This window comes from Streptomyces sp. NPDC001450 (assembly GCF_053597295.1).
Map to the genome: position 1 here is coordinate 17,288 of NZ_JBSFHY010000035.1, position 21,964 is coordinate 39,251.

22 protein-coding genes and 1 tRNA gene are annotated in these 21,964 nt (G+C 72.3%); 19 read left to right on the plus strand and 4 right to left on the minus strand.

From position 1 onward, the window contains the following. The first annotated feature begins 163 nt into the window (after positions 1-163). The 4 genes from alr (at position 164) to ACWC5O_RS32040 (ending at position 3,539) form a co-directional block, all read left to right on the plus strand. Positions 164-1,330 carry an alanine racemase gene (alr, locus tag ACWC5O_RS32025; RefSeq protein ID WP_450590574.1) on the plus strand — a complete coding sequence of 389 codons (1,167 nt, stop codon included), beginning with the start codon at positions 164-166 and terminating at the stop codon, positions 1,328-1,330. A gap of 141 nt (positions 1,331-1,471) precedes the next feature. Continuing rightward, entirely contained in the window at positions 1,472-2,731 is a 1,260-nt protein-coding gene (locus ACWC5O_RS32030; protein WP_450590573.1) for an alpha/beta fold hydrolase, read from the plus strand. Further along, complete coding sequence (gene tsaE, locus ACWC5O_RS32035) at positions 2,697-3,239, plus strand: tRNA (adenosine(37)-N6)-threonylcarbamoyltransferase complex ATPase subunit type 1 TsaE (protein WP_450590572.1); 543 nt, start codon at positions 2,697-2,699, stop codon at positions 3,237-3,239. The genes ACWC5O_RS32030 and tsaE overlap by 35 nt, the downstream gene beginning before the upstream one ends. Positions 3,240-3,368: 129 nt before the next feature. Continuing rightward, positions 3,369-3,539: a hypothetical protein gene (locus ACWC5O_RS32040; protein ID WP_450590571.1), complete on the plus strand. Its 171-nt coding sequence runs from the start codon at positions 3,369-3,371 to the stop codon at positions 3,537-3,539. A gap of 191 nt (positions 3,540-3,730) precedes the next feature. On the opposite strand, the gene ACWC5O_RS32045 is transcribed toward ACWC5O_RS32040, so the two are convergent. Then, complete coding sequence (locus ACWC5O_RS32045; RefSeq protein WP_450590570.1) at positions 3,731-4,288, minus strand: hypothetical protein; 558 nt, start codon at positions 4,286-4,288, stop codon at positions 3,731-3,733. A 112-nt stretch (positions 4,289-4,400) separates the two neighbouring features. Here ACWC5O_RS32045 and tsaB point away from each other — a divergent pair, with 112 nt between their 5' ends. From tsaB to ACWC5O_RS32075, 6 genes are all read left to right on the plus strand, one after another. Continuing rightward, complete coding sequence (gene tsaB / locus ACWC5O_RS32050) at positions 4,401-5,057, plus strand: tRNA (adenosine(37)-N6)-threonylcarbamoyltransferase complex dimerization subunit type 1 TsaB (RefSeq protein WP_450590569.1); 657 nt, start codon at positions 4,401-4,403, stop codon at positions 5,055-5,057. Positions 5,058-5,074: 17 nt separating this feature from the next. Then, entirely contained in the window at positions 5,075-5,569 is a 495-nt protein-coding gene (rimI, locus tag ACWC5O_RS32055) for a ribosomal protein S18-alanine N-acetyltransferase (RefSeq protein WP_450590591.1), read from the plus strand. Continuing rightward, entirely contained in the window at positions 5,562-6,653 is a 1,092-nt protein-coding gene (gene tsaD / locus ACWC5O_RS32060) for a tRNA (adenosine(37)-N6)-threonylcarbamoyltransferase complex transferase subunit TsaD (protein WP_450590568.1), read from the plus strand. The genes rimI and tsaD overlap by 8 nt, the downstream gene beginning before the upstream one ends. Then, entirely contained in the window at positions 6,650-6,907 is a 258-nt protein-coding gene (locus tag ACWC5O_RS32065) for a hypothetical protein (RefSeq protein WP_450590567.1), read from the plus strand. The genes tsaD and ACWC5O_RS32065 overlap by 4 nt, the downstream gene beginning before the upstream one ends. A 108-nt stretch (positions 6,908-7,015) precedes the next feature. Beyond that, on the plus strand, positions 7,016-7,447 hold the full coding sequence (locus tag ACWC5O_RS32070) for an ester cyclase (RefSeq protein ID WP_450590566.1): 432 nt from the start codon (positions 7,016-7,018) through the stop codon (positions 7,445-7,447). Between the two features lie 137 nt (positions 7,448-7,584). Next, positions 7,585-7,657 (plus strand) — tRNA-Gly (locus ACWC5O_RS32075). Positions 7,658-7,699: 42 nt separating this feature from the next. Here the strand turns inward: ACWC5O_RS32075 and ACWC5O_RS32080 are convergent. After that, positions 7,700-8,569 carry a COG4705 family protein gene (locus ACWC5O_RS32080; protein ID WP_450590565.1) on the minus strand — a complete coding sequence of 290 codons (870 nt, stop codon included), beginning with the start codon at positions 8,567-8,569 and terminating at the stop codon, positions 7,700-7,702. Positions 8,570-8,723: 154 nt separating this feature from the next. Next, on the minus strand, positions 8,724-11,045 hold the full coding sequence (locus ACWC5O_RS32085) for a beta-xylosidase/alpha-l-arabinosidase (protein WP_450590564.1): 2,322 nt from the start codon (positions 11,043-11,045) through the stop codon (positions 8,724-8,726). A 122-nt stretch (positions 11,046-11,167) separates the two neighbouring features. Here ACWC5O_RS32085 and ACWC5O_RS32090 point away from each other — a divergent pair, with 122 nt between their 5' ends. The 6 genes from ACWC5O_RS32090 (at position 11,168) to ACWC5O_RS32115 (ending at position 18,060) form a co-directional block, all read left to right on the plus strand. Then, a complete protein-coding gene (locus tag ACWC5O_RS32090; protein ID WP_450590563.1) occupies positions 11,168-12,199 on the plus strand; it encodes a LacI family DNA-binding transcriptional regulator in 1,032 nt (343 codons plus the stop codon). Between the two features lie 86 nt (positions 12,200-12,285). Then, positions 12,286-13,632, plus strand: coding sequence for an endo-1,4-beta-xylanase (locus tag ACWC5O_RS32095; protein WP_450590562.1), 1,347 nt, complete (start codon positions 12,286-12,288; stop codon positions 13,630-13,632). A 74-nt stretch (positions 13,633-13,706) separates the two neighbouring features. Further along, on the plus strand, positions 13,707-14,762 hold the full coding sequence (locus ACWC5O_RS32100) for an LCP family protein (RefSeq protein ID WP_450590561.1): 1,056 nt from the start codon (positions 13,707-13,709) through the stop codon (positions 14,760-14,762). Positions 14,763-14,859: 97 nt separating this feature from the next. Next, the gene (locus ACWC5O_RS32105) at positions 14,860-16,233 is read left to right on the plus strand and encodes an FG-GAP-like repeat-containing protein (protein WP_450590560.1); all 1,374 of its coding nucleotides are present in this window, start codon (positions 14,860-14,862) and stop codon (positions 16,231-16,233) included. 129 nt (positions 16,234-16,362) lie between these two features. Beyond that, positions 16,363-16,719 (plus strand): YciI family protein, encoded by a 357-nt coding sequence (locus ACWC5O_RS32110; RefSeq protein WP_390856052.1) that lies wholly within the window; start codon positions 16,363-16,365, stop codon positions 16,717-16,719. A gap of 45 nt (positions 16,720-16,764) precedes the next feature. Further along, complete coding sequence (locus ACWC5O_RS32115) at positions 16,765-18,060, plus strand: RNA polymerase sigma factor (protein WP_450590559.1); 1,296 nt, start codon at positions 16,765-16,767, stop codon at positions 18,058-18,060. A 54-nt stretch (positions 18,061-18,114) separates the two neighbouring features. Here the strand turns inward: ACWC5O_RS32115 and ACWC5O_RS32120 are convergent, their stop codons facing one another. After that, positions 18,115-19,338: a THUMP-like domain-containing protein gene (locus ACWC5O_RS32120; RefSeq protein ID WP_450590558.1), complete on the minus strand. Its 1,224-nt coding sequence runs from the start codon at positions 19,336-19,338 to the stop codon at positions 18,115-18,117. Between the two features lie 90 nt (positions 19,339-19,428). On the opposite strand from ACWC5O_RS32120, the gene ACWC5O_RS32125 reads away from it, so the two are divergent. From ACWC5O_RS32125 to groES, 3 genes are all read left to right on the plus strand, one after another. After that, positions 19,429-20,349: a polysaccharide deacetylase family protein gene (locus tag ACWC5O_RS32125; protein WP_450590557.1), complete on the plus strand. Its 921-nt coding sequence runs from the start codon at positions 19,429-19,431 to the stop codon at positions 20,347-20,349. 35 nt (positions 20,350-20,384) lie between these two features. Further along, positions 20,385-21,191: a polysaccharide deacetylase family protein gene (locus tag ACWC5O_RS32130; RefSeq protein ID WP_450590556.1), complete on the plus strand. Its 807-nt coding sequence runs from the start codon at positions 20,385-20,387 to the stop codon at positions 21,189-21,191. Positions 21,192-21,536: 345 nt separating this feature from the next. Continuing rightward, positions 21,537-21,845 (plus strand): co-chaperone GroES, encoded by a 309-nt coding sequence (gene groES / locus ACWC5O_RS32135; protein WP_039652762.1) that lies wholly within the window; start codon positions 21,537-21,539, stop codon positions 21,843-21,845. Positions 21,846-21,964 lie beyond the last annotated feature (119 nt).

Sequence of the window (21,964 nt, forward strand, 5' to 3'; positions counted from 1 at the left end):
GCATGATCAGCGGACGAATCGCGCGTCGAGGTGTCGAGGCGTCGCGGCACTGCTCGCCACCGCGAGCCCGGCTAGGCGGAGGAGGCCAGGGAGCGGGGGCGGCGGCCGGGTACCTGACACTGCACCTGGGGCCCGCACGGGCCTCTGAGACACTGGGGGCGCCATGAGTGAGACTGCAGCTGTGCCGACCGCGCCCCTGCGCGCCCGGGCCGAGATCGATCTGGCCGCCCTGCGCGCCAATGTGCGGGCCCTGCGTGCCCGGGCGAAGGGCGCTGCCCTGATGGCCGTCGTCAAGTCCGACGCCTACGGCCACGGGGCCGTGCCGTGCGCCCGCGCGGCAGTCGAGGCGGGGGCCACCTGGCTGGGCACGGCCACGCCGGAGGAGGCCCTCGCACTGCGCGCCGCCGGCCTGGACACGCGTGTCCTGTGCTGGCTGTGGGTGCCGGGCGGGCCCTGGCGGCAGGCCATCGAGGCCGACATCGACGTCTCGCTCAGCGGGGTGTGGGCGCTGCGGGAGGTGACGGAGGCCGCCCGGCAGGCGGGACGGCCCGCGCGCGTGCAGCTGAAGGCCGACACCGGCCTCGGCCGCAACGGCTGCCAGCCCGACGACTGGCCCGAGCTGGTCCGCGAGGCCCTGCGCGCCGAGCGCGAGGGCCTGGTCCGGATCACCGGTCTGTGGTCCCACTTCGCGTGCGCCGACGAACCCGGGCACCCGTCCATCGCCGCCCAGCTCACCCGGTTCCGGGAGGTGGTGGCGTACGCCGAGGAGCAGGGCGTGCGCCCCGAGGTGCGGCACCTCGCCAACTCCCCGGCCACGCTGACCCTCCCGGAGACCCACTTCGACCTGGTCCGTCCGGGTATCGCCATGTACGGCGTCTCGCCCAGCCCGGAGATCGGCACCCCGGCCGACTTCGGCCTGCGGCCCGTGATGACGCTGAGGGCGTCGCTGGCCCTGGTCAAGCACGTCCCCGGCGGGCACGGCGTCAGTTACGGCCACCACTACGTCACCCCCGGCGAGACCACCCTCGGCCTCGTGCCCGTCGGCTACGCGGACGGTGTTCCCCGGCACGCCTCGGGCACCGGTCCGGTGCTGGTCGACGGCAAGTGGCGGACCGTCGCCGGGCGGGTCGCGATGGACCAGTTCGTGGTCGACCTCGGCGGGGACGAGCCCCCGGTGGGTGCGGAGGCGGTGCTGTTCGGGCCCGGCGACCGGGGCGAGCCGACCGCCGAGGACTGGGCGCAGGCCTGCGGCACGATCGCGTACGAAATCGTCACGCGGATCGGAACGCGGGTTCCGCGCGTCTATGTGAACGGGGAAGAAGAGGGGTAGTCCCTTCTGAGACGGGCGCCGCGCGCCCGGTCACTCCTGTCATGACCGGCGCCACGCACCACAGCTGCACCACACGAGCCACACCGGCACCACCTGTTTCATTCACCCAGCGAACTGCAGTACGGCGAAGAGGAGCGGTACGTGAGCGAGAGCAGTGCGGAGGCCGTGGCGGACGTCGTCGCCTCGGCGGCCGCCGCCTCCGCCGCGGAGGCGGCCGGCAGCTGGCGCAGGGCGACCGGCATCGCCGGTGCCGCGATAGGCGTGCTCGCCGCGGGCGCGGCCGCCGGTGTCGCCATCGAGCGGATGACCGTGGGCCGCGGGATGCGCCGCAAGGCCCGGCTGGTGCTGGACTCGGCGGGCCCCTACGGCGCCCTGCGCGGCACCCCCGGCAAGGCGTACGCCGACGACGGCACCGAGCTGTACTACGAGGTCGACGACGTCGAACCCGACCCCGGCCCGAACGTCTCCCCGCGCCGCCGCCGGCTCTTCGGCCGCAAGGCGCCCGCTCCGGTCACCGTCGTCTTCAGCCACGGCTACTGCCTCAACCAGGACTCCTGGCACTTCCAGCGCGCGGCCCTGCGCGGGGTCGTGCGGACCGTGCACTGGGACCAGCGCAGCCACGGGCGGTCCGGGCGGGGCGTCGTCCAGACCCAGGACGGCGTGCCCGTCGCCATCGAGCAGCTCGGCCGCGATCTGAAGGCGGTCCTGGACGCGGCCGTACCGGACGGGCCGATCGTGCTGGTCGGCCACTCCATGGGTGGGATGACCATGATGGCGCTGGCCGCCCAGTTCCCGGAGCTGATCCGGGACCGGGTGGTCGCCACCGCGTTCGTCGGTACGTCGTCCGGGCGGCTCGGCGAGGTCAACTTCGGGCTGCCCCTGGCCGGCGTCAACGCGGTGCGCCGGATCCTCCCCGGAGTGCTGAAGGCACTCGGCCAGCAGGCGGAGCTGGTGGAGAAGGGCCGCCGGGCCACCGCCGACCTGTTCGCCGGGATCATCAAGCGGTACTCGTTCGCGACCCGGGACGTCGACCCGGCCGTCGAGCGGTTCGCCGAGCGGATGATCGAGTCCACGCCGATCGACGTGGTCGCCGAGTTCTACCCGGCCTTCACCGACCACGACAAGGCCGAGGCGCTCGCCTGTTTCCGGGACTTCCCGGTGCTGGTACTGGCCGGGGTGCGGGACCTGATCACGCCCAGCGAGCACAGCGAGGCCATGGCCGACCTGCTGCCGGAGGCCGAGCTGGTGCTGGTGCCGGACGCCGGGCACCTGGTCATGCTGGAACACCCGGAAGTGGTCACCGACCGGCTCGCCGACCTGCTCACCCGCGCGGGTGCCGTGCCCGCAGGAGCTACCGTAAGTGGCTATGGAAGCACCAGCAGCACCGCACAACCCCGCTGAGACCCGGCTGACCATCACCTCCCCCGAGCAGATGCGGGAGCTGGGCCGCCGGCTGGCCAAGCTGCTGCGCGCGGGCGACCTGGTGATGCTCACCGGGGAGCTGGGCGCGGGCAAGACGACGCTGACCCGTGGGCTCGGCGAGGGTCTGGGGGTCCGTGGCGCGGTCACCTCGCCGACCTTCGTGATCGCCCGTGTGCATCCTTCCCTCGGTGACGGTCCGCCGCTCGTCCACGTCGACGCCTACCGGCTCGGCGGCGGCCTCGACGAGATGGAGGACCTGGACCTCGACGTCTCGCTGACCGACTCGGTGGTCGTCGTCGAGTGGGGCGAGGGCAAGGTCGAGGACCTGACCGAGGACCGGCTGCAGGTCGTCATCCACCGGGCCGTCGGCACCGCAGCATCGGGGGACACCCCCGAACCCCCGGGCACGGACGAGGTGCGGCACGTGACGCTGACCGGGCTCGGCCCGCGGTGGGCCGAGGCCGGTCTGGACGCGCTCGACGCCTGATCCGCCGTACGTTCCGACAAGCCGTCGGCAACCTGTTGCGCCGGACGTACCGGGCATGGTCACATGGTGTCCAGCCCGTGGTTAGGCGTGCCTAACCACGCTCCGCCCCCCGCACGTCAGGAGGCGTCCATGCCCGCTTCTCGACCCACGGCGCAGCCGGCCGAGCCGGTCGTGCTCTCCGGGGTGTCCATGCGTGACCTGCTGGCGTCGTGCGCGGCCGCGGACGCGATCTCCCGGCCGCCACGGAAGCCGGAGCCCGAGAAGACCGACCGGGACCAGGGGCGCCGCCGGGCCGCGTAGCCGGCCCTAGGGGGTGTCGTTCGGATCATCCCGGCGTCGCGGGGCTCGGGTCGGCCAGTCCCTACCGCTTGTCACGGCCGACCTGATCCAAACGACTCCAGTACGAGGGTCAGGGCCCGGCACGCCGAGAGCACGCACCTGGGCCGCGCGGCCCGCCCTTCGGGCGGACGACGGGAGTTTGACGACAGGACCTAGCGGATGACGACGACCGGTACGCCGATCGTGGCGAACTTCCACATCGCGTCGCCGTCCTCGCGCCGCTCCCGGATGCCGCCCGTCTTCACGCCGTCGGCGGTCATGCCCACGGTGCCGCCCACCGCCGCGCTGAAGCCGATCACCACTCCGTCCACGCTCGTGAAGCGCACCACGTGCTCGATGGGCACGCCGTCCGTGCCGGTGACCGCGTTGGAGCGGGACGTGACCCAGTACCTGCCCACCGGTGGGTCGACGGTCCCGGGGCGCACCCCGAAGCCGCGCTGCACCACGTTCCTCTCGTCGACCAGCCAGACCCGGTCGTCGTCCACCGAGTACACGACCCGTTCACCCGTGCCGGAGTCACCCGGCAGGGCGCCCGGGTTGCGCAGGTCGCGCGGCGCCTTCTTGGCGCTCGCCGAGGGTGACGCACTCGCGCCGGCCACGCCACCCAGACTCGCCGGTACGGTCGCCTGTGCCTGGTAGGCGAGGAAGCCGACGGTGCCCACGGCGGCCGCGGTGAGGCCGGCCACGATCCCCGAGCTGGTCCCTGCCACGTCCGCCACCTCTGCCTCGCGTCATATGTCGTACTTCGTACAGACCGTAGCAGTCAGTCACCGTCTGCCCCGGACGGCCATGCACGAGCCGCAGGCGCCGTAGGCTGTTCGCGTGCTCTTGCTCGCTCTGGATACCGCCACGCCCGCCGTCACCGTCGCCCTGCACGACGGGACGGACGTCATCGCCTCGTCGAGTCAGGTGGACGCGCGCCGGCACGGGGAGCTGCTGCTGCCGGCCGTCGATCGTGTGCTCGCCGAGGCGGGGCTCACGCTGGAGGCCGTCACCGGGGTCGTCGTCGGCACCGGTCCCGGCCCCTACACCGGTCTGCGCGTCGGTCTGATGACGGCCGACACCTTCGGCCTCGCGCTCGGCGTCCCCGTGTACGGCCTGTGCACGCTGGACGCGCTCGCCTACGCCACCGACATCGAGAAGGGCCCCTTCGTCGTGGCGACCGACGCCCGGCGCAAGGAGGTCTACTGGGCGACGTACGCCGACTCCCGCACCCGCCTGACCGGCCCGGCCGTCGACCGCCCGGCCGACATCGCCGAGCAGGTCGCCGGACTCCCCGCGGTCGGCGCGGGCGCGCTGCTCTACCCGGACACGTTCCCGAGCGCCCACGAGCCCGAGCACGTGTCCGCCGCCGCCCTCGCCTCGCTGGCCGCCGGGAAACTGGCCGCGGGCGAGGAACTCCCGGCGCCGCGCCCGCTGTACCTGCGCCGCCCCGACGCCCAGGTACCCAAGAGCTACAAGGTGGTCACGCCCAAGTGACCGCACAGTTGCGCGAGATGCGCTGGTGGGACATCGACCCGGTCCTCGAACTGGAGAAGGACCTCTTCCCCGAGGACGCCTGGTCCCGCGGCATGTTCTGGTCCGAGCTGGCCCACTCCCGGGGCGACGAGGCGACCCGGCGCTACCTCGTCGCCGAGGACGCCGGCCGCATCGTCGGCTACGCGGGCCTGGCCTCCTCCGGCGAGCTGGCCGACGTCCAGACCATCGCGGTGGCCCGCGACCAGCAGGGCACCGGCCTCGGCGCCCGCCTGCTCACCGAGCTGCTGAAGGCCGCCACCGCCTTCGAGTGCTCCGAGGTCATGCTCGAGTGCCGGGTCGACAACGTCCGCGCCCAGAAGCTGTACGAGCGCTTCGGCTTCGAGCCCATCGGCTTCAGACGCGGCTACTACCAGCCGGGGAACGTCGACGCCCTGGTGATGCGCCTGACCACGGAATCCGGCGGCTCCGCCGCGGGTTCCTCCTCCGTACGAGAAACCGAGACCAATGACTGACGAACCTCTCGTCCTCGGCATCGAGACCTCCTGCGACGAGACCGGCGTCGGCATCGTCCGCGGCACCACCCTGCTGGCCGACGCCGTCGCCTCCAGTGTCGACGAGCACGCCCGCTTCGGCGGTGTGGTGCCCGAGGTGGCGTCCCGGGCCCACCTGGAGGCGATGGTCCCGACGATCGACCGCGCCCTGAAGGAGGCCGGCGTCCGCGCGAAGGACCTCGACGGCATCGCGGTCACCGCCGGACCCGGCCTCGCCGGTGCCCTGCTGGTCGGCGTCTCGGCCGCCAAGGCGTACGCCTACGCGCTCGGCAAGCCCCTCTACGGCGTCAACCACCTCGCCTCCCACATCTGCGTGGACCAGCTGGAGCACGGCCCGCTGCCCGAGCCGACCATGGCCCTGCTGGTGTCCGGCGGCCACTCCTCCCTGCTGCTGTCCGAGGACATCACCTCCGACGTCCGCCCGATGGGCTCGACCATCGACGACGCGGCCGGCGAGGCCTTCGACAAGATCGCCCGCGTGCTGAACCTGGGCTTCCCCGGCGGCCCGGTCATCGACCGCTACGCCCGCGAGGGCGACCCGGCGGCGATCGCCTTCCCGCGCGGTCTGACCGGCCCGCGCGACCCGGCGTACGACTTCTCCTTCTCCGGCCTGAAGACGGCCGTGGCCCGCTGGATCGAGGCCAGGCGCGCCGCCGGCGAGGAGGTCCCGGTCCGTGACGTGGCCGCCTCCTTCCAGGAGGCCGTGGTGGACGTCCTCACCCGCAAGGCCGTCCGCGCCTGCAAGGACGAGGGTGTCGATCACCTGATGATCGGCGGCGGCGTCGCGGCCAACTCCCGTCTGCGCGCCCTCGCCCAGGAGCGCTGCGAGGCCGCCGGCATCCGGCTGCGCGTACCGCGCCCCAAGCTGTGCACGGACAACGGCGCGATGGTCGCGGCCCTCGGCGCCGAGATGGTCGCCCGCAACCGGGCCGTCTCCAGCTGGGACCTGTCCGCCGACTCCTCCCTGCCGGTGACCGACCCGCACGTGCCGGGCCACGGGCACGACCACGTGCACGAGGTCAGCAAGGAGAACCTGTACTCGTGACGGTCGCCCTGATGTGGGAGGCCCGGGCCGCCGAGGGCCGGGGCGAGGAGCTGCTGACCTGGGCCCGCACGCAGGAACTCGCCGCGCGGCCCCTGCGCCGGGAGACCTTCCTGGCCCCGCGGGACCGGGTGTTGGTGATCACGTGGTGGGACGCGCCGTACGACGCCGAGTTGCCCGAACTGCCGGAGCCGGGCGACGAGTTGGTGGCCCGGGCGGTGCACCGGTGGCGGTTCGAGTCCGTGGGTGAGGGATAGCCCGCTCCGCCGGGATGCGCCTTCGCGAGCCTGGCACCAGCATGGGAGTACAGGACGACTCGGGACTCATCGTGGGAGGGGGCTTCACCAAGGGGGGTGGAGGCCCTCATGGGAGACAAGGAAACCTTCGTACGCGACCTCTTCCAGGCGTGGAACGACCGCGACTACGACGCCATCGCGGAGTCGGTGGCTCCCGACTGCACCCTCGTGGAGGAGGGCAGCGGCAGGACGCTGCAGGGCCCGGAGGGGTTCACCCGGCTCGCGAAGGCCCTGTTCGACGCGATGCCCGACGGCAGGTTCACCGTCGACCACCTCACGGCCCAGGGCGACACGGTGGTCATCGAGTACACCGGCGACGGGACACAGACCGGCGATCTGGTCCTGCACGCCGGGACGGTACCCGCCACCGGGAAGCACGTCACGGTGCACGCGTGTGACATCTACGAGGTCAAGGACAACAAGATCCAGGAGGCCCGCGCCTACCTGGACACCGGCGCCATCATGGCCCAGTTGGGCCTGACCGAGCGCTTGGGAGCCTGAGCCGGCGGACATGCCACGGGGCCCCGGCCGGGCCGAGGCCCCGCGGCATCGCCGGACCGCCGGGAGGTGCGGGCACCCGTCTCGGTAGGCTATGATCATCACACAGTGAACGGCCGGAACTCCGGTCCGGACGCAGTGCGTTGGTGGTCCAAGGAAAGACGCCCCGCTTCCTGCGGGGAGATGCAGGTGCAAGGCCTGCCCGGCGCTCCATGAACACCCCGCCCCCGGTTCTTTGGGGGCGGGGTGTTTCCTTTACCGGCGGCCGGCCTTCTCGGGGCTGACCGCCTCCGCCTCCGGGCCTTCGGGCACGGCCGTCCCGGCCCGGCGTTCTTGCAGGTGCGCGTGCACCATCAGGCCGAACAGGATCGCGAGCAGCACCGTCGACGCACCGGCCGTACCCAGGTTCAGGCCGCCCTTGGCGACCGGCTTGGTGAGGAAGTCGCCGGCCGTGGCGCCCAGCGGGCGGGTCAGGACGAAGGCGATCCAGAAGAGCAGGACGTTCGGGACGGCCGGCACCTTCATCAGCGCGACCAGGACCAGCAGTACACCGGTCACCAGCGCGGCGCCGCCCAGGTAGCCGAGGCCCGAGCTGTCGGAGAGGAAGTCGCCCATCGAGGTGCCGAGCGTGTTGGAGACCAGGATGGCCGACCAGAACAGGGCCTCGCCCTTGAAGGAGACGATCTCGGTGATCTGGAAGGTCATCCCGCTCAGCTTCCAGCAGAGGAAGATCAGCAGCAGGATCGAGACCAGGATCGCCGCGCCCTCCGGGTAGCCGAGGCCGAGGCCCTGCGGTCCCCAGCCCAGCTTCGTCGCGCCGTCGGAGAGGTACTTGGCGCTGGCGTCCCGGTTCATGAAGTCGGACATCGTGGTGCCGGCCATGGAGGTCGACAGGATCACGGTCCAGTAGAAGAACGGGTTGTAGCGGGACGAGCGCAGCTGGATCACCAGCGTCACCACGAAGACCAGGAACAGGGCGATGGTGGTGAGGAAGTAGCCGAGCTTCAGCGTCTGCGCGAACAGGTCGCCGGCCGTCTCGCCCAGGGTCGTCGCGGCGATCTTCATGATCCAGAACGCCAGTGTGACCTCGGGCAGCTTCTTCATCACGGACTTCGTCGTCGTCAAGGGTGCTCCTGTCGGGGTGGGGGGTTGATCAACTTCGGCCCGACCCTGCCAGGGGCAACCTGAACCCATCCTGAACGCCCGTGTCAGGGGTCTTGCGGAACCGGGTTCCCAGTGGTCCCGCTGTGGCTGAATACGTCCCCTCGACCCCTTCCACTCAATCGGTTCCCCCGGACACCTCCACCTCGCAGCGCAGCCGTCGGTCCGCCCCGACCACCCGCACCGGCCCCGTCAGCCGCAGCCGTGCCGTGTGCCGCACCTCGGCGCTCGACGGCCCCAGCCGCAGCTCCAGTGCCCCCGGCTCCACCACCCGCGCGCCCGTACGGTCGGTGAAGGACGACAGGTCCGCGTGGAAGCGAAAGGTCACCCGGCGGGCCTCGCCCGGGGCCAGGTCCACCCGCCGGTAGCCGATGAGCCGGACGTCCGGGCGGGTCACCGACGCCACCGGATCGTGCAGGTACAGCTGGACGACCTCCGCGCCCGCGCTCTCGCCCGTGTTGCGGACGGTCAGCGAGAGGTCGTACGAGCCGTCCGTGCCGATCTCGGTGACATCGTCGCCCGTGCCGTCCTCCCAGGCGAACGACGTGTACGAGCGGCCGTGGCCGAACGGGTACAGCGGGGTCGGGTCCAGGCTGCTGACCTCGCCGGCCAGACCCAGCGGAGGCTGGAGGTAGGTCCAGGGCTGTCCGCCCGGCTCGCGCGGGACGCTCACCGGGAGGCGGCCGGAGGGGTTCACCCGGCCGGACAGGACCCCGGCGAGCGCCGGGCCGCCCTCCTCGCCGGGGAAGAAGGCCTGCACGGCCGCGCCGAGCCGGCCGTGCCAGCGGCCCAGGGCGTACGGGCGCCCGGTCAGCAGCACGAGGACGACCGGGACACCCGCGGTGAGCAGTGCGTCCAGCAACTCGCTCTGCACGCCAGGCAGTCGCAGGTCCGCCACATCGCAGCCCTCGCCCGACGTGCCCCGGCCGAACAGGCCCGCGCGGTCGCCGAGGACCGCCACGCACACGTCCGCCTCGCCCGCCCGGGCCACCGCCTCCGCGAAGCCCGCGGTGTCCGGGTCCGAGACCCCGCAGCCCTCGGCGAACGTGACCTTGGCGTCGGGGAGTTCGGTGCGCAGGGCGTCCAGGACGGTCGGGACGCAGATGCCGAGGGGGGCCTCGGGGTGGTGGGGGAGGACGTGGGACGGGAAGGAGTAGCAGCCGAGCATCGCGAGCGCGTCCGCCGCGCGCGGGCCCACGACCGCGACCCGGGCGTCGGGGGCCAGGGGGAGCAGACCGTCCGGGTTGTCCAGCAGAACCACCGATTCCTGGGCCAGGCGGCGGGCCAGGGCCCGGTTGTCCGGCGAGTCGAGGTCGGCCGGGCCGTCCGGTTCCGGCTGCCAGTCCTCGTCCAGCAGACCCAGTTCGCACTTCTGGAGCAGGACGCGGCGGGCCGCCCGGTCCACCAGGGACTCCGGGACACGGCCCTCTCGTACGGCGGTCACGAGCGGGGTGCCGTAGCACTTCAGGGTCGGCAGCTCGACGTCGATGCCCGCCGCGAGGGCCAGGTGCGCCGCGCCCGCCTCGTCCGCGGCGACCCGGTGCTGGGTCTGCAGGAAGCCGATGCCGAAGTAGTCGGCGACCACCGTGCCGGTGAAGCCCCACTCGTCGCGGAGGAGGCCGGTGAGCAGGTGGGGGTCGGCGGAGACAGGCACGCCGTCGGTCTCGGTGTACGAGGCCATCACCGAGCGCGCCCCGCCCTCGCGCAGCGCCATCTCGAACGGTGGCAGGGTGACGTCCGCGAACTCGCGCACACCCGCCCGGACGGGCGCGAGGTTGCGGGCGCCGGCCGAGGACGCGTATCCGGCGAAGTGCTTGAGCGTGGCGATGATCCCGGCCGACTCGAGGCCCCGCACATAGGCCGCGCCGATGGTGCCGACCAGGTAGGGGTCCTCGCCGATCGTCTCCTCCACCCGGCCCCAGCGCGGGTCGCGGACCACGTCCAGGACCGGGGCGAGACCCTGGTGGACGCCGACCGAACGCAGGTCGCGGCCGATGTGCCGGCCCAGCTCCTCGACCAGCGCCGGGTCGAAGGCCGCGCCCCAGGCCAGCGGCACCGGGTACGCCGTCGCGCCCCAGGCCGTGAAGCCCGCCAGGCACTCCTCGTGGGCGACGGCCGGGACGCCGAAGCGGCCCGCCGCCGCGATCCGCCGCTGGGCGCGGGCCAGGGCCCGGGTGCCGAGCGCCGGGTCCACGGGTGCGGTGCCGAAGGAGCGGGTCAGCTGGCCGAGGCCGCGGGTGACCAGCTCGTCCCATTCGTCGGCGGAGGGGCCGGCCGTCATCTCCCGCTGCAGCGGGGCGACTCCGTCGCCGTCCGTGGCGGCGCCCACCCATACGCCGTACAGCTGGGCGGTCTTCTCCTCCAGGGTCATCCGGGAGAGCAGGTCGTCGACGCGGTCGGCGGCGGGCAGGGCGGGGTCGCGCCAAGGAGCGGTGGCCATGAAACTCCCGTCGGATGGGGTCGGGTGCTCACGAATGTTTCGGGCAATATCTCGAATGTTCCGGGAACCTATGGCGCGCGAAGGCCTTCGTCAAGAGGGCCCGCAGGGATACGATCCCGGGCATGAAGCCTTCGAAGCCCGCAGAAACGCAGACGGCGACCCTCGCCGAAATCGCCCGGGAAGCCGGGGTGTCCGCCCCGACTGTTTCGAAGGTCCTCAACGGCCGCGCCGACGTCGCCCCGGCGACCCGCACCCGGGTCGAGGAGCTGCTGCGCGCCTACGGCTACCGGCGCCGCCGCGCCGAATCCTCCCGTTCGCCGCTGATCGACCTGGTCTTCCACGAGCTGGAGAGCGCCTGGGCGATGGAGGTGATCCGGGGCGTGGAGAACGTGGCCCGGGACGCGGGCCTGAGTGTCGTGCTGTCCGAGTCCGCCGGGCGGCTCACCCCGGGCCGGACCTGGGCCGACCAGGTCGCCGCCCGCCGCCCGCACGGGGTGGTGCTCGTGCTGTCCGGCCTGGACGAGTCCCAGCGGGCGCTGCTGACCAGCCGCTCCATCCCGTTCGTGGTGATGGACCCGGCCGGCGACCCCGGCCCGGACGTCCCCTCCATCGGCGCCACCAACTGGCAGGGCGGCCTCGCCGCCACCCGTCATCTGGTGGAACTCGGCCACACCCGGATCGGGGCGATCAGCGGACCCTCCCGGATGATGTGCAGCCGCGCCCGCCTCGACGGCTACCGCGCCGCCCTGGAGACCGCCGGGCTCCCGGTCGACCCGGGCCTGATCAGGACCGGCGACTTCCACCACGACTCCGGCTACCGCCTGGGCCTGGAACTGCTGCGCGGCCCCGACCGGCCCACCGCGGTCTTCGCGGGCAACGATCTGCAGGCGCTCGGTCTGTACGAGGCGGCGCGCGAGCTGGGGCTGCGCATCCCGGAGGACCTGAGCGTGGTCGGCTTCGACGATCTGCCGGTGGCCCGCTGGGTGGGCCCGCCGCTGACGACCGTACGGCAGCCGCTGACCGAGATGGCCGAGGCCGCGGCCCGGCTGGTGCTGGAACTGGGCCGTGCCGAGGACGAACGGGCGGCGACCCGGGTGGAGCTGGCGACCAGCCTGGTGGTGCGGTCGAGTACGGATGTGCCTCCGGCGGTTTAGCGGTGCGTATATTGACGCGTCTCGAAGGCCACCCCACACTGCTCCGAAGTCAATCGGTTATCTGACCGAAACTTTCGGAGATGTCCATGAGACTTCTGAGAACCGGATTATCCATCGCTTCCCTCCTGGCCAGTGCGGCGCTCCTGCCGACGGCGCCCGCGGCGCACGCCGCCGACACCCCGCTGCGCGACCTCGCCGCGGCGAAGAACAAGGTCGTCGGCACCGCCGTCACCGGCTCCAGGCTCACCGGCACCTACGGCGACCTCGCCGGGTCGCAGTTCAGCTCGCTGACCCCGGGCAACGCCATGAAGTGGGGCACGGTCGAGCCCACTCGGGGAAGCTTCGACTGGAGCGAGGCCGACCAGATCGTGGCCTTCGCCCAGGCCCACCACCAGCAGGTGCGCGGTCACACCCTGGTCTGGCACAGCCAGAACCCCGGCTGGCTGACCAACGGCAGCTGGACCTCGGCCCAGCTGAGCAGCCTGCTGCAGAACCACATCAGCACCGAGGTCGGCCGCTACAAGGGAAAGATCGCCGCCTGGGACGTGGTCAACGAGCCGTTCAACGAGGACGGCAGCTACCGCTCGGCGCTCTGGTACGACGGCCTCGGCTCCGGCTACATCGCGAACGCCCTGTCCTGGGCGCACGCGGCCGACCCGGACGCCAAGCTGTACATCAACGACTACAACGTCGAGGGTGTGAACGCGAAGTCCACCGCCCTGTACGACCTGGTCAAGTCCCTCAAGCAGCGGGGCGTCCCGATCGACGGCGTCGGCCTGCAGGCCCACCTGATCCTCGGCCAGGTGCCGGCCACGCTCCAGCAGAACGTCCAGCGCTTCGCCGACCTCGGCGTGGACGTGGCGATCACCGAACTGGACGTACGGATGGCGCTGCCCGCCGGCAGCGCCGAGCTCGCGCAGCAGGCGGCCGACTTCAAGTCCGTGGTGGCCGCCTGCGCGGCCGTGACCCGCTGCGTCAACGTCACCGTGTGGGGCTTCACCGACTCCGACTCCTGGGTGCCGAGCACGTTCCCCGGGTACGGGGCGGCGACGCCGTACGACGAGAACTACGCGCCGAAGCCGGCGTACCACGGCATCGCCGAGGCCCTCGGCGGCTCGACCACGACTCCGCCCCCGACCGGTGCCTGCACCGCGGCCTACAGCGTGACCAGCCAGTGGAACACCGGCTTCACGGGCCAGGTGACGATCTCCTGCTCCGGGGCCTCGCTGTCCTCGTGGAAGGCGAACTGGACGTTCGGCGCGGGCCAGCAGATCACGCAGGCCTGGAACGCCGGCTGCGCCCAGTCGGGCGCGGCGGTGTCCTGTGCGAACGCCTCGTACAACGGGTCGCTGCCGGCCGGCGGTTCGGTGACGTTCGGTTTCAACGCGTCGTGGAGCGGGAGCAATCCGCTGCCCACGGTGTCGTTGGGATGAGAATTTCCCAAGAAAACCGTCTCTCACGGCTTCCGCTAACAGTCCGCTAATAATTCGGACTTACGTTCCTGCCCGTGACGCGACACGAGGAGCAAGGCGACGCGGGCAGACGGGTGGGCCGGCGGCCGGGAGTGCTGAAGGCCGCCGGCCTCACCCTGGCGGGATTCCTGGTGCTGGGCGTGGCCACGGCCGGCTACGCCTACCGGCACCTCGACAACAACATCAAGAGTGTCGACATCAACAGCGCGCTCGGTGACAACCGCCCGGCGAAGGCGGTGGTCACCCCGGCCGCGACCGCCTCGGCCACCGCCTCCCCGCTGCCCACCGAGGCCCTGAACATCCTGGTCCTCGGCTCCGACTCGCGCAGCGGCAGGGCCAACAAGGAGCTGGGGGGCGGTGACAGCTCCGGTGCCCGCTCCGACACGGCGATGGTCGTGCACATCGACGCCGGCCGCACGAAGGCGACCGTCGTCAGCATCCCGCGCGACACCCTCGTCACCCGCCCGTCCTGCCCGCTGTCCTCCGGCGGCTCGACGGCGTCGGCGTACCACGCGATGTTCAACAGCGCCTACTCGGTGGGCGGTCCGGTGTGCGCGGTCAAGACCGTCGAGTCGGTCACCGGCGTCCGCATGGACCACTACGTCGAGATCGACTTCTCCGGCTTCGCCAAGCTGGTGGACGCGCTCGGCGGGGTCACGGTCACCACCGACCAGGACATCGACGACGACAGGAGTCATCTGCACCTCGCGTCCGGCACCCACCACCTGAACGGCACCCAGGCCCTGGCGCTCGCCCGCACCCGGCACGGCATAGGCGACGGCAGCGACCTCGGCCGCATAGGCCTGCAACAGAAGCTGGTGAAGGCCCTGCTGGAGCAGATGGCCGGCAGCGACCTCCTCACCGACCCGGCCAAGCTCTACAGGGTCGCCGACGCGGTGACCGCCAGCCTCACCACGGACACCGGCCTCGACTCCCTGGGCGAGTTGACGAAGCTCGGCCGTAGCCTGCAGGGCCTCACCGCCGACCGGGTGAAGACGGTGACGATGCCGGTCGTCACGGCACCCTCCGACGCCAACCGGGTGGTGGCGAAGGAACCGGCGGCGAGCGAACTGTGGGCCTCGCTGCGCTGAGCAGCACCACAGGACGCTGGGCCGAGCAGCACAACCATCTGCGTGACCCGCGAGTCTCCTGCGGTGATCCAGTCGCCGTACATCTGGGGGTTTTCCGGTGTTCTCGTTGCGTTCGCACGCCCGTTGGGCGCTTCCGCTGACCCTGGGCCTCACCGCCCTCGGCGTCGCCGTACCGCAGGCGTCCGCGACGAAGACGGCCGCGCCCGTCCGCGACGACTTCAACGGCGACGGGTACGCGGACCTGGCCGTCGGCGCCCCGCACGCCACGGTCGGCGGGCAGGCCAGGGCGGGCTACGTCGCCGTGATGTACGGCGGTCCGCACGGCCTGTCCACCACCCACCGCACGATCATCAGCCGTGCCACGGCCGGCGTCCCGGGCAGCCCGGCCAAGGGCCAGGGCTTCGGCCTCCAGGTCTCCAAGGGCGACCTGGACGGCGACGGCTACGCCGACCTCGTCATCGGCACGGGCTCCGCGTCGGCCGACGCGGTCGTGGTCTGGGGCGGCCCGCACGGCCTGTCCGGCGGCACGTCGGTCCCCGCCACCGACACCCAGACCGGCGACTTCGACGGCGACGGACGCCTCGACCTCGCCGTGTTCCGCACCGGCTTCGCCACCGGCGACGACCCGCACGGCACCACCGCCACCCTCTGGAAGGGCCCACTCAAGCGCTCCGGCACCCCGGCCGCCAAGACCCCGCTCGACCCCGACTACCTCCAGTACATCGACATCCACGACGGCGGCACCGGCGACGTCAACGGCGACGGCCGTGCCGACCTGCTGCTGACCGGCTACTGCGGCGACGGCAGCCACTGCAGCCGCCTCTACCTGAGCGGCCCGTCCGGCCTCACCCGCGTCACCGACGGGTACCCGGGCGGCGACGGCGCGGCCGCGCTCGGCGACGTCGACGGAGACGGCTACGACGACCTGGTCACCGGATTCGCGGACGACGAGAAGATCTCCGTGGTCCACGGCTCACCCTCCGGCCTCGGCGGCCAGGACACCTGGCGGTCGTACTCGCAGGACACCCCCGGCGTCCCGGGCGCCACAGAGCTGAGCGACAGGTTCGGCACCTCCCTCTCCGTCGGCGACATCACCGGTGACGGCATCGACGACGTGGCCGTCGGCGCGCCCGGCGAGAACGACGGCGAGGGCGTGGTCGACGTGCTGCGCGGCAGCAGCTCCGGCCTGACCGGCACCGGCGCGCAGGCCTTCAGCCAGAACACCAAGGGCGTCCCCGGCGCCGCCGAGCGGAACGACTCCTTCGGCGCCACGGTCGCCCTGCTCGACATCAACCGCGACGGCCACGCCGACCTGGCCGCCACCGCACTGTTCGAGGACGCGGGCAACGGCGCGGTCGCGGTCCTGCAGGGCCGCGCCACCGGCCTGGTCACGGACGCTGCCCTCGCCTTCGGCGGCAAGGCGGTCGGGGCGCCGTACACGAAGGCGGCGTTCGGGGCCGAGCTGAAGTAGCGGCGCCGCACGCCCCCGGAAAAGATTTCTTCGAGGAATTTCCGAGAGCGTGTCGATCCAGGTGTCTCCCGATCGACGCATGGGTGAGCGGCGGGGACGGACCCCGCCGCACCGACCGAAGGAGTCACCATGCCCCGCTACCTGTCGATCGTGCACATCGACGAGTCCTCCGCCCCTGCCGAGGGCCCCAGCGAGGAGCTGATGCAGCGGATGGGCCGGCTGATCGAGGAGGTCACCAAGGCCGGGGTCATGCTCGACACCGCCGGCCTGACCCCCTCCGCCCAGGGCACAACCGTGCGCTGGGCGGGCGGGAAGATCTCGGTCACCGACGGGCCCTTCACCGAGTCCAAGGAGGTCGTCGGCGGCTACGCGATCATGCAGTGCAAGGACAAGGCCGAGGCCCTGGAGTGGGCCAAGCGGTTCCTGCAGGTCCACGAGGACTACTGGACCGTCAGCTGCGAGGTGCGGGAGATCGCGGAGGGCTGAGCCTTTCTTGGCCTCGGGCCGCCCGGGGGTGTTGCATGGTGGGCTGTGGAAGCACAGCCCACCGCGGCGCACGCGATCGAGACCGTCTTCAGGCTGGAGTCCCCGCGGGTCGTCGCCGGAGTGGCGCGGATCGTGCGGGACGTCGGCATCGCCGAGGAACTGGCGCAGGACGCGCTGGTCGCGGCGCTGGAACGATGGCCCGTGGACGGCGTGCCCGACAACCCCGGCGCCTGGCTCATGGCCACCGCCCGGCACCGCGCCGTCGACCTGGTCCGGCGCCGCGAGACCTACGCCCGCAAGCTCGCCGAGATGGGCCGGGACCTGGAGACCACGTCCCCGCCGGAGGAGCCCGCCGACCCGGAGGACATCGACGACGACCTGCTGCGGCTCGTCTTCACCACCTGTCACCCGGTGCTGTCCACGGAGGCCCGCACCGCGCTGACCCTGCGGCTGCTCGGCGGCCTGACCACCGCCGAGATCGCCCGGGCCTACCTCGTCCCGGAGCCGACGATCGCCCAGCGCATCGTCCGCGCCAAACGCACCCTGGCCACGAAGAACGTCGCCTTCGAGGTGCCGTACGGCCCCGACCGCGAGGCCCGCCTCGGCTCCGTCCTGGACGTCATCTACCTGATCTTCAACGAGGGGTACGCGGCCACCGCCGGGGACGACCTGCTGCGTCCCGGGCTGTGCGAGGACGCCCTCCGGCTGGCCCGTGTGCTCTCCGCCCTGATGCCCAAGGAGCCCGAGGTGCACGCCCTGGCCTCGCTCCTGGAGTTCCAGGCCTCCCGCACCGCCGCCCGCACCGGGCCCGACGGCACCCCGGTGCTGCTGAAGGACCAGAACCGCCGGCGCTGGAACCGCATGCTCATCGCGCGCGGGATCCGGGCCCTCGGCCGCGCCGACGCCACTTCCCCCAAGCTCTCGGCTTCACCCGAGCAGGGGGGACCCCCATCCCGCGCCCCCGGCCCCTACGCCCTCCAGGCCGCCATCGCCGCCTGCCACGCGCACGCGTACACCTACGAGGAGACCGACTGGCGGACCATCGCCACCCTGTACGGCCTGCTCGCGGCCCGTGCCCCGTCGCCGGTCGTCGAGCTGAACCGCGCCGTCGCCGTGTCGATGGCCGAGGGCCCGGCCGAGGGGCTGAAGCTGGTCGACGCCCTGACCGCCGAACCCGCCCTGCGCGACTACCACCTGCTGCCCAGCGTGCGCGGCGACCTGCTGGCGCGGCTCGGGCGCACCGCGGAGGCCCGCGAGGAGTTCGTGCGCGCGGCCGAGCTGACGCGCAACGAGCGCGAGCGCGCGCTGCTGCTGGACCGGGCCGCGGAGTGCCCCTCGTAACTCTGGTTCCTGGGCCGGTAGTTCTCCCCGTGCTCACCCTCCGGTGAGCGGGGGTCACACCTGGCCGACGCCGGATCCCGTGTCCGAGGCCGGTCCACCGGCAGTGGCCGACGGCCGCGCGGGGGCGCCGATCAGCATGGTCGGGGCCCCCGCGACCCGGGTGAGGAACACGGTTGCCGAGCCCGGCCCCTGCGGCTTGACCTTCCTGCGCAGTTCCTCCGGCTCCACCGCCGACCCCCGCTTCTTCACGGTCAGCGTGCCGATCTCCCGCTCCCGCAGCAGGGCCTTCAACTTCTTGACGTTGAAGGGGAGTCGGTCGGTGATCTCGTAGGCCGAGGCGTACGGCGTCGGGTGCAGTTCGTCGGCAGTGACGTACGCGATGGTCTCGTCGACCAGGCCGCCGCCGACCTCCTCGGCCATCTCCGCGACCAGATGGGCGCGGATGACGGCGCCGTCGGGTTCGTACAGGTACCGCCCGACGGGGCGCACCCGGGGATCGGGCAGACCCCGGCCGAGGAGTGCGCGCGGGCCCGGCAGCAGCGTGGCCCGTACGGCCCCCGGCGCCCCGGTGCCGAACCACAGCACCGCCTCCTTCACGTCCCCGCCGTCCGAGATCCACTCGGCCTCGGCCTCGGCGGGGATCGCCTCGTGCGGGATGCCGGGGGCGATCTTCAGGGCGGCGCGGGGCGCCCCGAGGGCCGTGGCGACCGCCCAGGACAGGGGCGGCGAGTACGCCTCCGGGTCGAAGATCCTGCCCCGCCCGCCCCGGCGCGCCGGGTCCACGAACACGGCGTCGTAGCCCTTCGTGTCCACCTCCGTGACGTCCGCCTCGCGCACCTCGATCAGCCCGGCGAGCCCCAGCGCCTCGGCGTTCGCCCGTGCCGTGGCCGCGGTCTGCGGATCCCGGTCCACGGCCAGCACCCGGATCCCGGCCCGGGCCAGCGCGATCGCGTCGCCGCCGATCCCGCAGCACAGGTCGGCGACCGAGGTCACGCCCAACTCCCTCATGCGTCCCGCCCGGTACGCCGCCACGCTCGCCCGGGTCGACTGCTCGACCCCGTTCGGCGTGAAGAACATCCGCCGCGCGTCCTCGGCCCCGAACTTCGCCACCGCCCGCTGCCGCAGCCGTGCCTGACCCAGCGCCGCCGACACCAGCTCGGCGGGATGCTCGCGGCGCAGCCGGGTGGCCACGGCCAGCTCCTGTGCGGGGTCGGTGTCGCGCACCTCGTCGAGGAGGGCGCGGCCTTCGGGGGTGAGGAGAAGGGCGAGGTCGTTCACCGGGTCATTGTGAGCCAGTCGGTGGATGGTGCGCCTCCGGCGGCGGTGTCGGACGGGATTCGGGAGCCGGGGCTGGAAGGATCCGACACCATGCGAGTAGTAGTACAAAATGACAAAAGTCGGGCGCGCATTCCGAAGGTCGCCCTCCGCTGCGCGGCCGCGGCGCTGGCCTCCACCGCCCTCGTCTCCGGTTGTTCCGCCCTGGGCTCGGACCCCGGAGCCCAGGGCGCCCCCGGCCACGGCCGCCCCGCCGGGCCGGCGGACCCCCAGGCCCGCCTCGCCGCCGAACACGCCCGCCTGGTCGCCGCCGCCCGGCACTGGAACCTCGACGAGGTCCCCCTGAGACCCCCGGCGCCACCGGCCAGAAAACCGAAGATCACCGCGCGCGAGGGCTTCGAGGTGGACGGCCAGGAGGAGGAGAACCTCCCACCGGTCTTCACCACCGTCCCCACCAGACAGAAGGTCGTCTTCCTCACCATCGACGACGGCGCCGAGAAGGACCCGGCGTTCCTGCGCATGATGAGCGACCTGAAGATCCCCTACACGGCCTTCCTCAGCAACTACCTCGTCAAGGACGACTACGGCTACTTCCGCCGGATGCAGTCCGAGGGCCACACCCTCAACAACCACACCCTCACCCACCCCTACCTGCCCGGACTGTCCTACGAGGAGCAGAAGGACGAGATCTGCGGCATGCAGGCCGTCATGAAGCGGCAGTTCGGAAAGGCGCCGACCGTCTTCCGGCCGCCCTACGGCAACTACAACGGCGACACCCTGCGCGCCGCCAAGACCTGCGGGATCAGGTACGCGCCGATCTGGGACGAGGAGGTCTTCGTCGACCACTGGGAGTACCGCGAGGACGACAAGAGCCTGCACCCCGGCGACATCGTGCTCACCCACTTCCGCGGCCGCAACGACTGGGACGGCACGATGGTCGACGACATGCGCCGGTTCCTGAACAAGGTCACGCGCGAGGGGTACGCCGTGGCGCGCCTGGAGGACTACCTGTGAGGCGCCGGGGGCGACCGGGGCGCGGTCCGGGAGGAGTGCGGGCCGGGCTGGCCGCCGTGCTCGGTTCGGCCCTCCTCCTCGCGGGCTGCGCCCAGTCGGTCGACCCCATCGAACGCCTCGGCAAACGGGCGGCCCAAGGCGTACGGCAGCCCAGCCCGGCCGGAAGCCAGGCGTACCGCCGCTGGGGCCTGGCCGCCCCGCTCACCGCGCCGCCCCGCCACCCGGTCCGCCCCCTGACGGCCCACGGGGCGGGCGCTTCCCCGCCCCGCGTCATGGACCACGTCGCCACCACCGACAAGGTCGTCTTCCTCACCTACGACGACGGCGCCGAGCGCGACCCGCGCTTCGTCGACATGGTCCGCGACCTCGGACTGCCGGTCAGCTTCTTCCTCACCGACAGCGTCGTCGGACCCGGCTACGGCCACTTCGCCCGCCTGCGCGCGGTCGGCGCCGACATCGAGAACCACACCCTCGACCACCCGGCGATGCCCGGACTGCCCTACGCCGGCCAGCGCGCCGAGATCTGCGGCCAGCAGGACAAACTCAAGTCCCGCTTCGGCATCCGCCCCCGCCTCTTCCGCCCGCCCTACGGCACGTACGACACCACGACCCTGCGCGCCGCCGCCGACTGCGGCATCTCCACGATCGTCCTGTGGCGCGCCGCCATGACCTCCGACGGCATCGCCTTCACGCGCGGAGAGCACCACCTGCGTCCGGGAGACATCGTCCTGGTCGGCCCCGACGAGGCCACGGGCCCCACTCTCAGGGAACGCACGGCACGCCTGCTGCGCCGGGTGCAGTCACGAGGGCTGACGGTGGGGCGCCTCGAGGACTACCTGTAAACGTGCTTTTCTGCGCCCGCCGGCAACAACAGCCCGTCCGGCGCTTGAGGGCGAGGCCCGTTCAGGGCCGAAGCGGGGGTCTGGGGGCCGGCAGCCCCCGGGGCGGTGGGGCCGGCACCGGCGACCGAGCAGCTCCGCGTACCCCCAACTCGGCCGACGCGCCGCACGGCATTGGCACTCCGCTTGACCGAGTGCTAATCGCGGTCATAGTCTCGGCTCTGGCACTCGGCAGATGAGAGTGCCAACAAACGCGACGGGCAGGTCCGGCACCCGCGACGACGGATCGACCTGGTCGCCACCTCAGACAGTTAACCCCGTGAGATCTCCGAAGGGGGAGGTCGGATCGTGACGACCGCCAGCTCCAAGGTTGCCATCAAGCCGCTCGAGGACCGCATCGTGGTCCAGCCGCTGGACGCCGAGCAGACCACGGCCTCTGGCCTGGTCATCCCGGACACCGCGAAGGAGAAGCCCCAGGAGGGCGCCGTCCTCGCCGTGGGCCCGGGCCGCTTCGAGAACGGCGAGCGCCTTCCGCTCGACGTCAAGGTCGGCGACGTCGTCCTGTACAGCAAGTACGGCGGCACCGAGGTGAAGTACAACGGCGAGGAGTACCTCGTCCTCTCGGCTCGCGACGTCCTCGCGATCATCGAGAAGTAATCACCTCCAGCACTCAGTTGCTTCCAGCTGCGCCCCTGGCCCCCGCGACCACCCAAGAAGCCGGGCGCCGGGGCGCAGTTCTTTTTTCACCCACAGATTTCCGAGAGGGCTCCCGCTGT

Excerpts from the sequence above, each read along its gene's own strand:
- ACWC5O_RS32040 (WP_450590571.1), top strand. The coding sequence starts at position 3,369 with ATGCCCGCTTCTCGACCCACGGCGCAGCCGGCCGAGCCGGTCGTGCTC.
- ACWC5O_RS32070 (WP_450590566.1), top strand. The coding sequence starts at position 7,016 with ATGGGAGACAAGGAAACCTTCGTACGCGACCTCTTCCAGGCGTGGAAC.
- ACWC5O_RS32110 (WP_390856052.1), top strand. The coding sequence starts at position 16,363 with ATGCCCCGCTACCTGTCGATCGTGCACATCGACGAGTCCTCCGCCCCT.
- ACWC5O_RS32090 (WP_450590563.1), top strand. The coding sequence starts at position 11,168 with ATGAAGCCTTCGAAGCCCGCAGAAACGCAGACGGCGACCCTCGCCGAA.
- ACWC5O_RS32085 (WP_450590564.1), bottom strand. The coding sequence starts at position 11,045 with ATGGCCACCGCTCCTTGGCGCGACCCCGCCCTGCCCGCCGCCGACCGC.
- rimI (WP_450590591.1), top strand. The coding sequence starts at position 5,075 with ATGCGCTGGTGGGACATCGACCCGGTCCTCGAACTGGAGAAGGACCTC.
- ACWC5O_RS32125 (WP_450590557.1), top strand. The coding sequence starts at position 19,429 with ATGCGAGTAGTAGTACAAAATGACAAAAGTCGGGCGCGCATTCCGAAG.
- tsaE (WP_450590572.1), top strand. The coding sequence starts at position 2,697 with ATGGAAGCACCAGCAGCACCGCACAACCCCGCTGAGACCCGGCTGACC.
- tsaD (WP_450590568.1), top strand. The coding sequence starts at position 5,562 with ATGACTGACGAACCTCTCGTCCTCGGCATCGAGACCTCCTGCGACGAG.
- alr (WP_450590574.1), top strand. The coding sequence starts at position 164 with ATGAGTGAGACTGCAGCTGTGCCGACCGCGCCCCTGCGCGCCCGGGCC.
- ACWC5O_RS32095 (WP_450590562.1), top strand. The coding sequence starts at position 12,286 with ATGAGACTTCTGAGAACCGGATTATCCATCGCTTCCCTCCTGGCCAGT.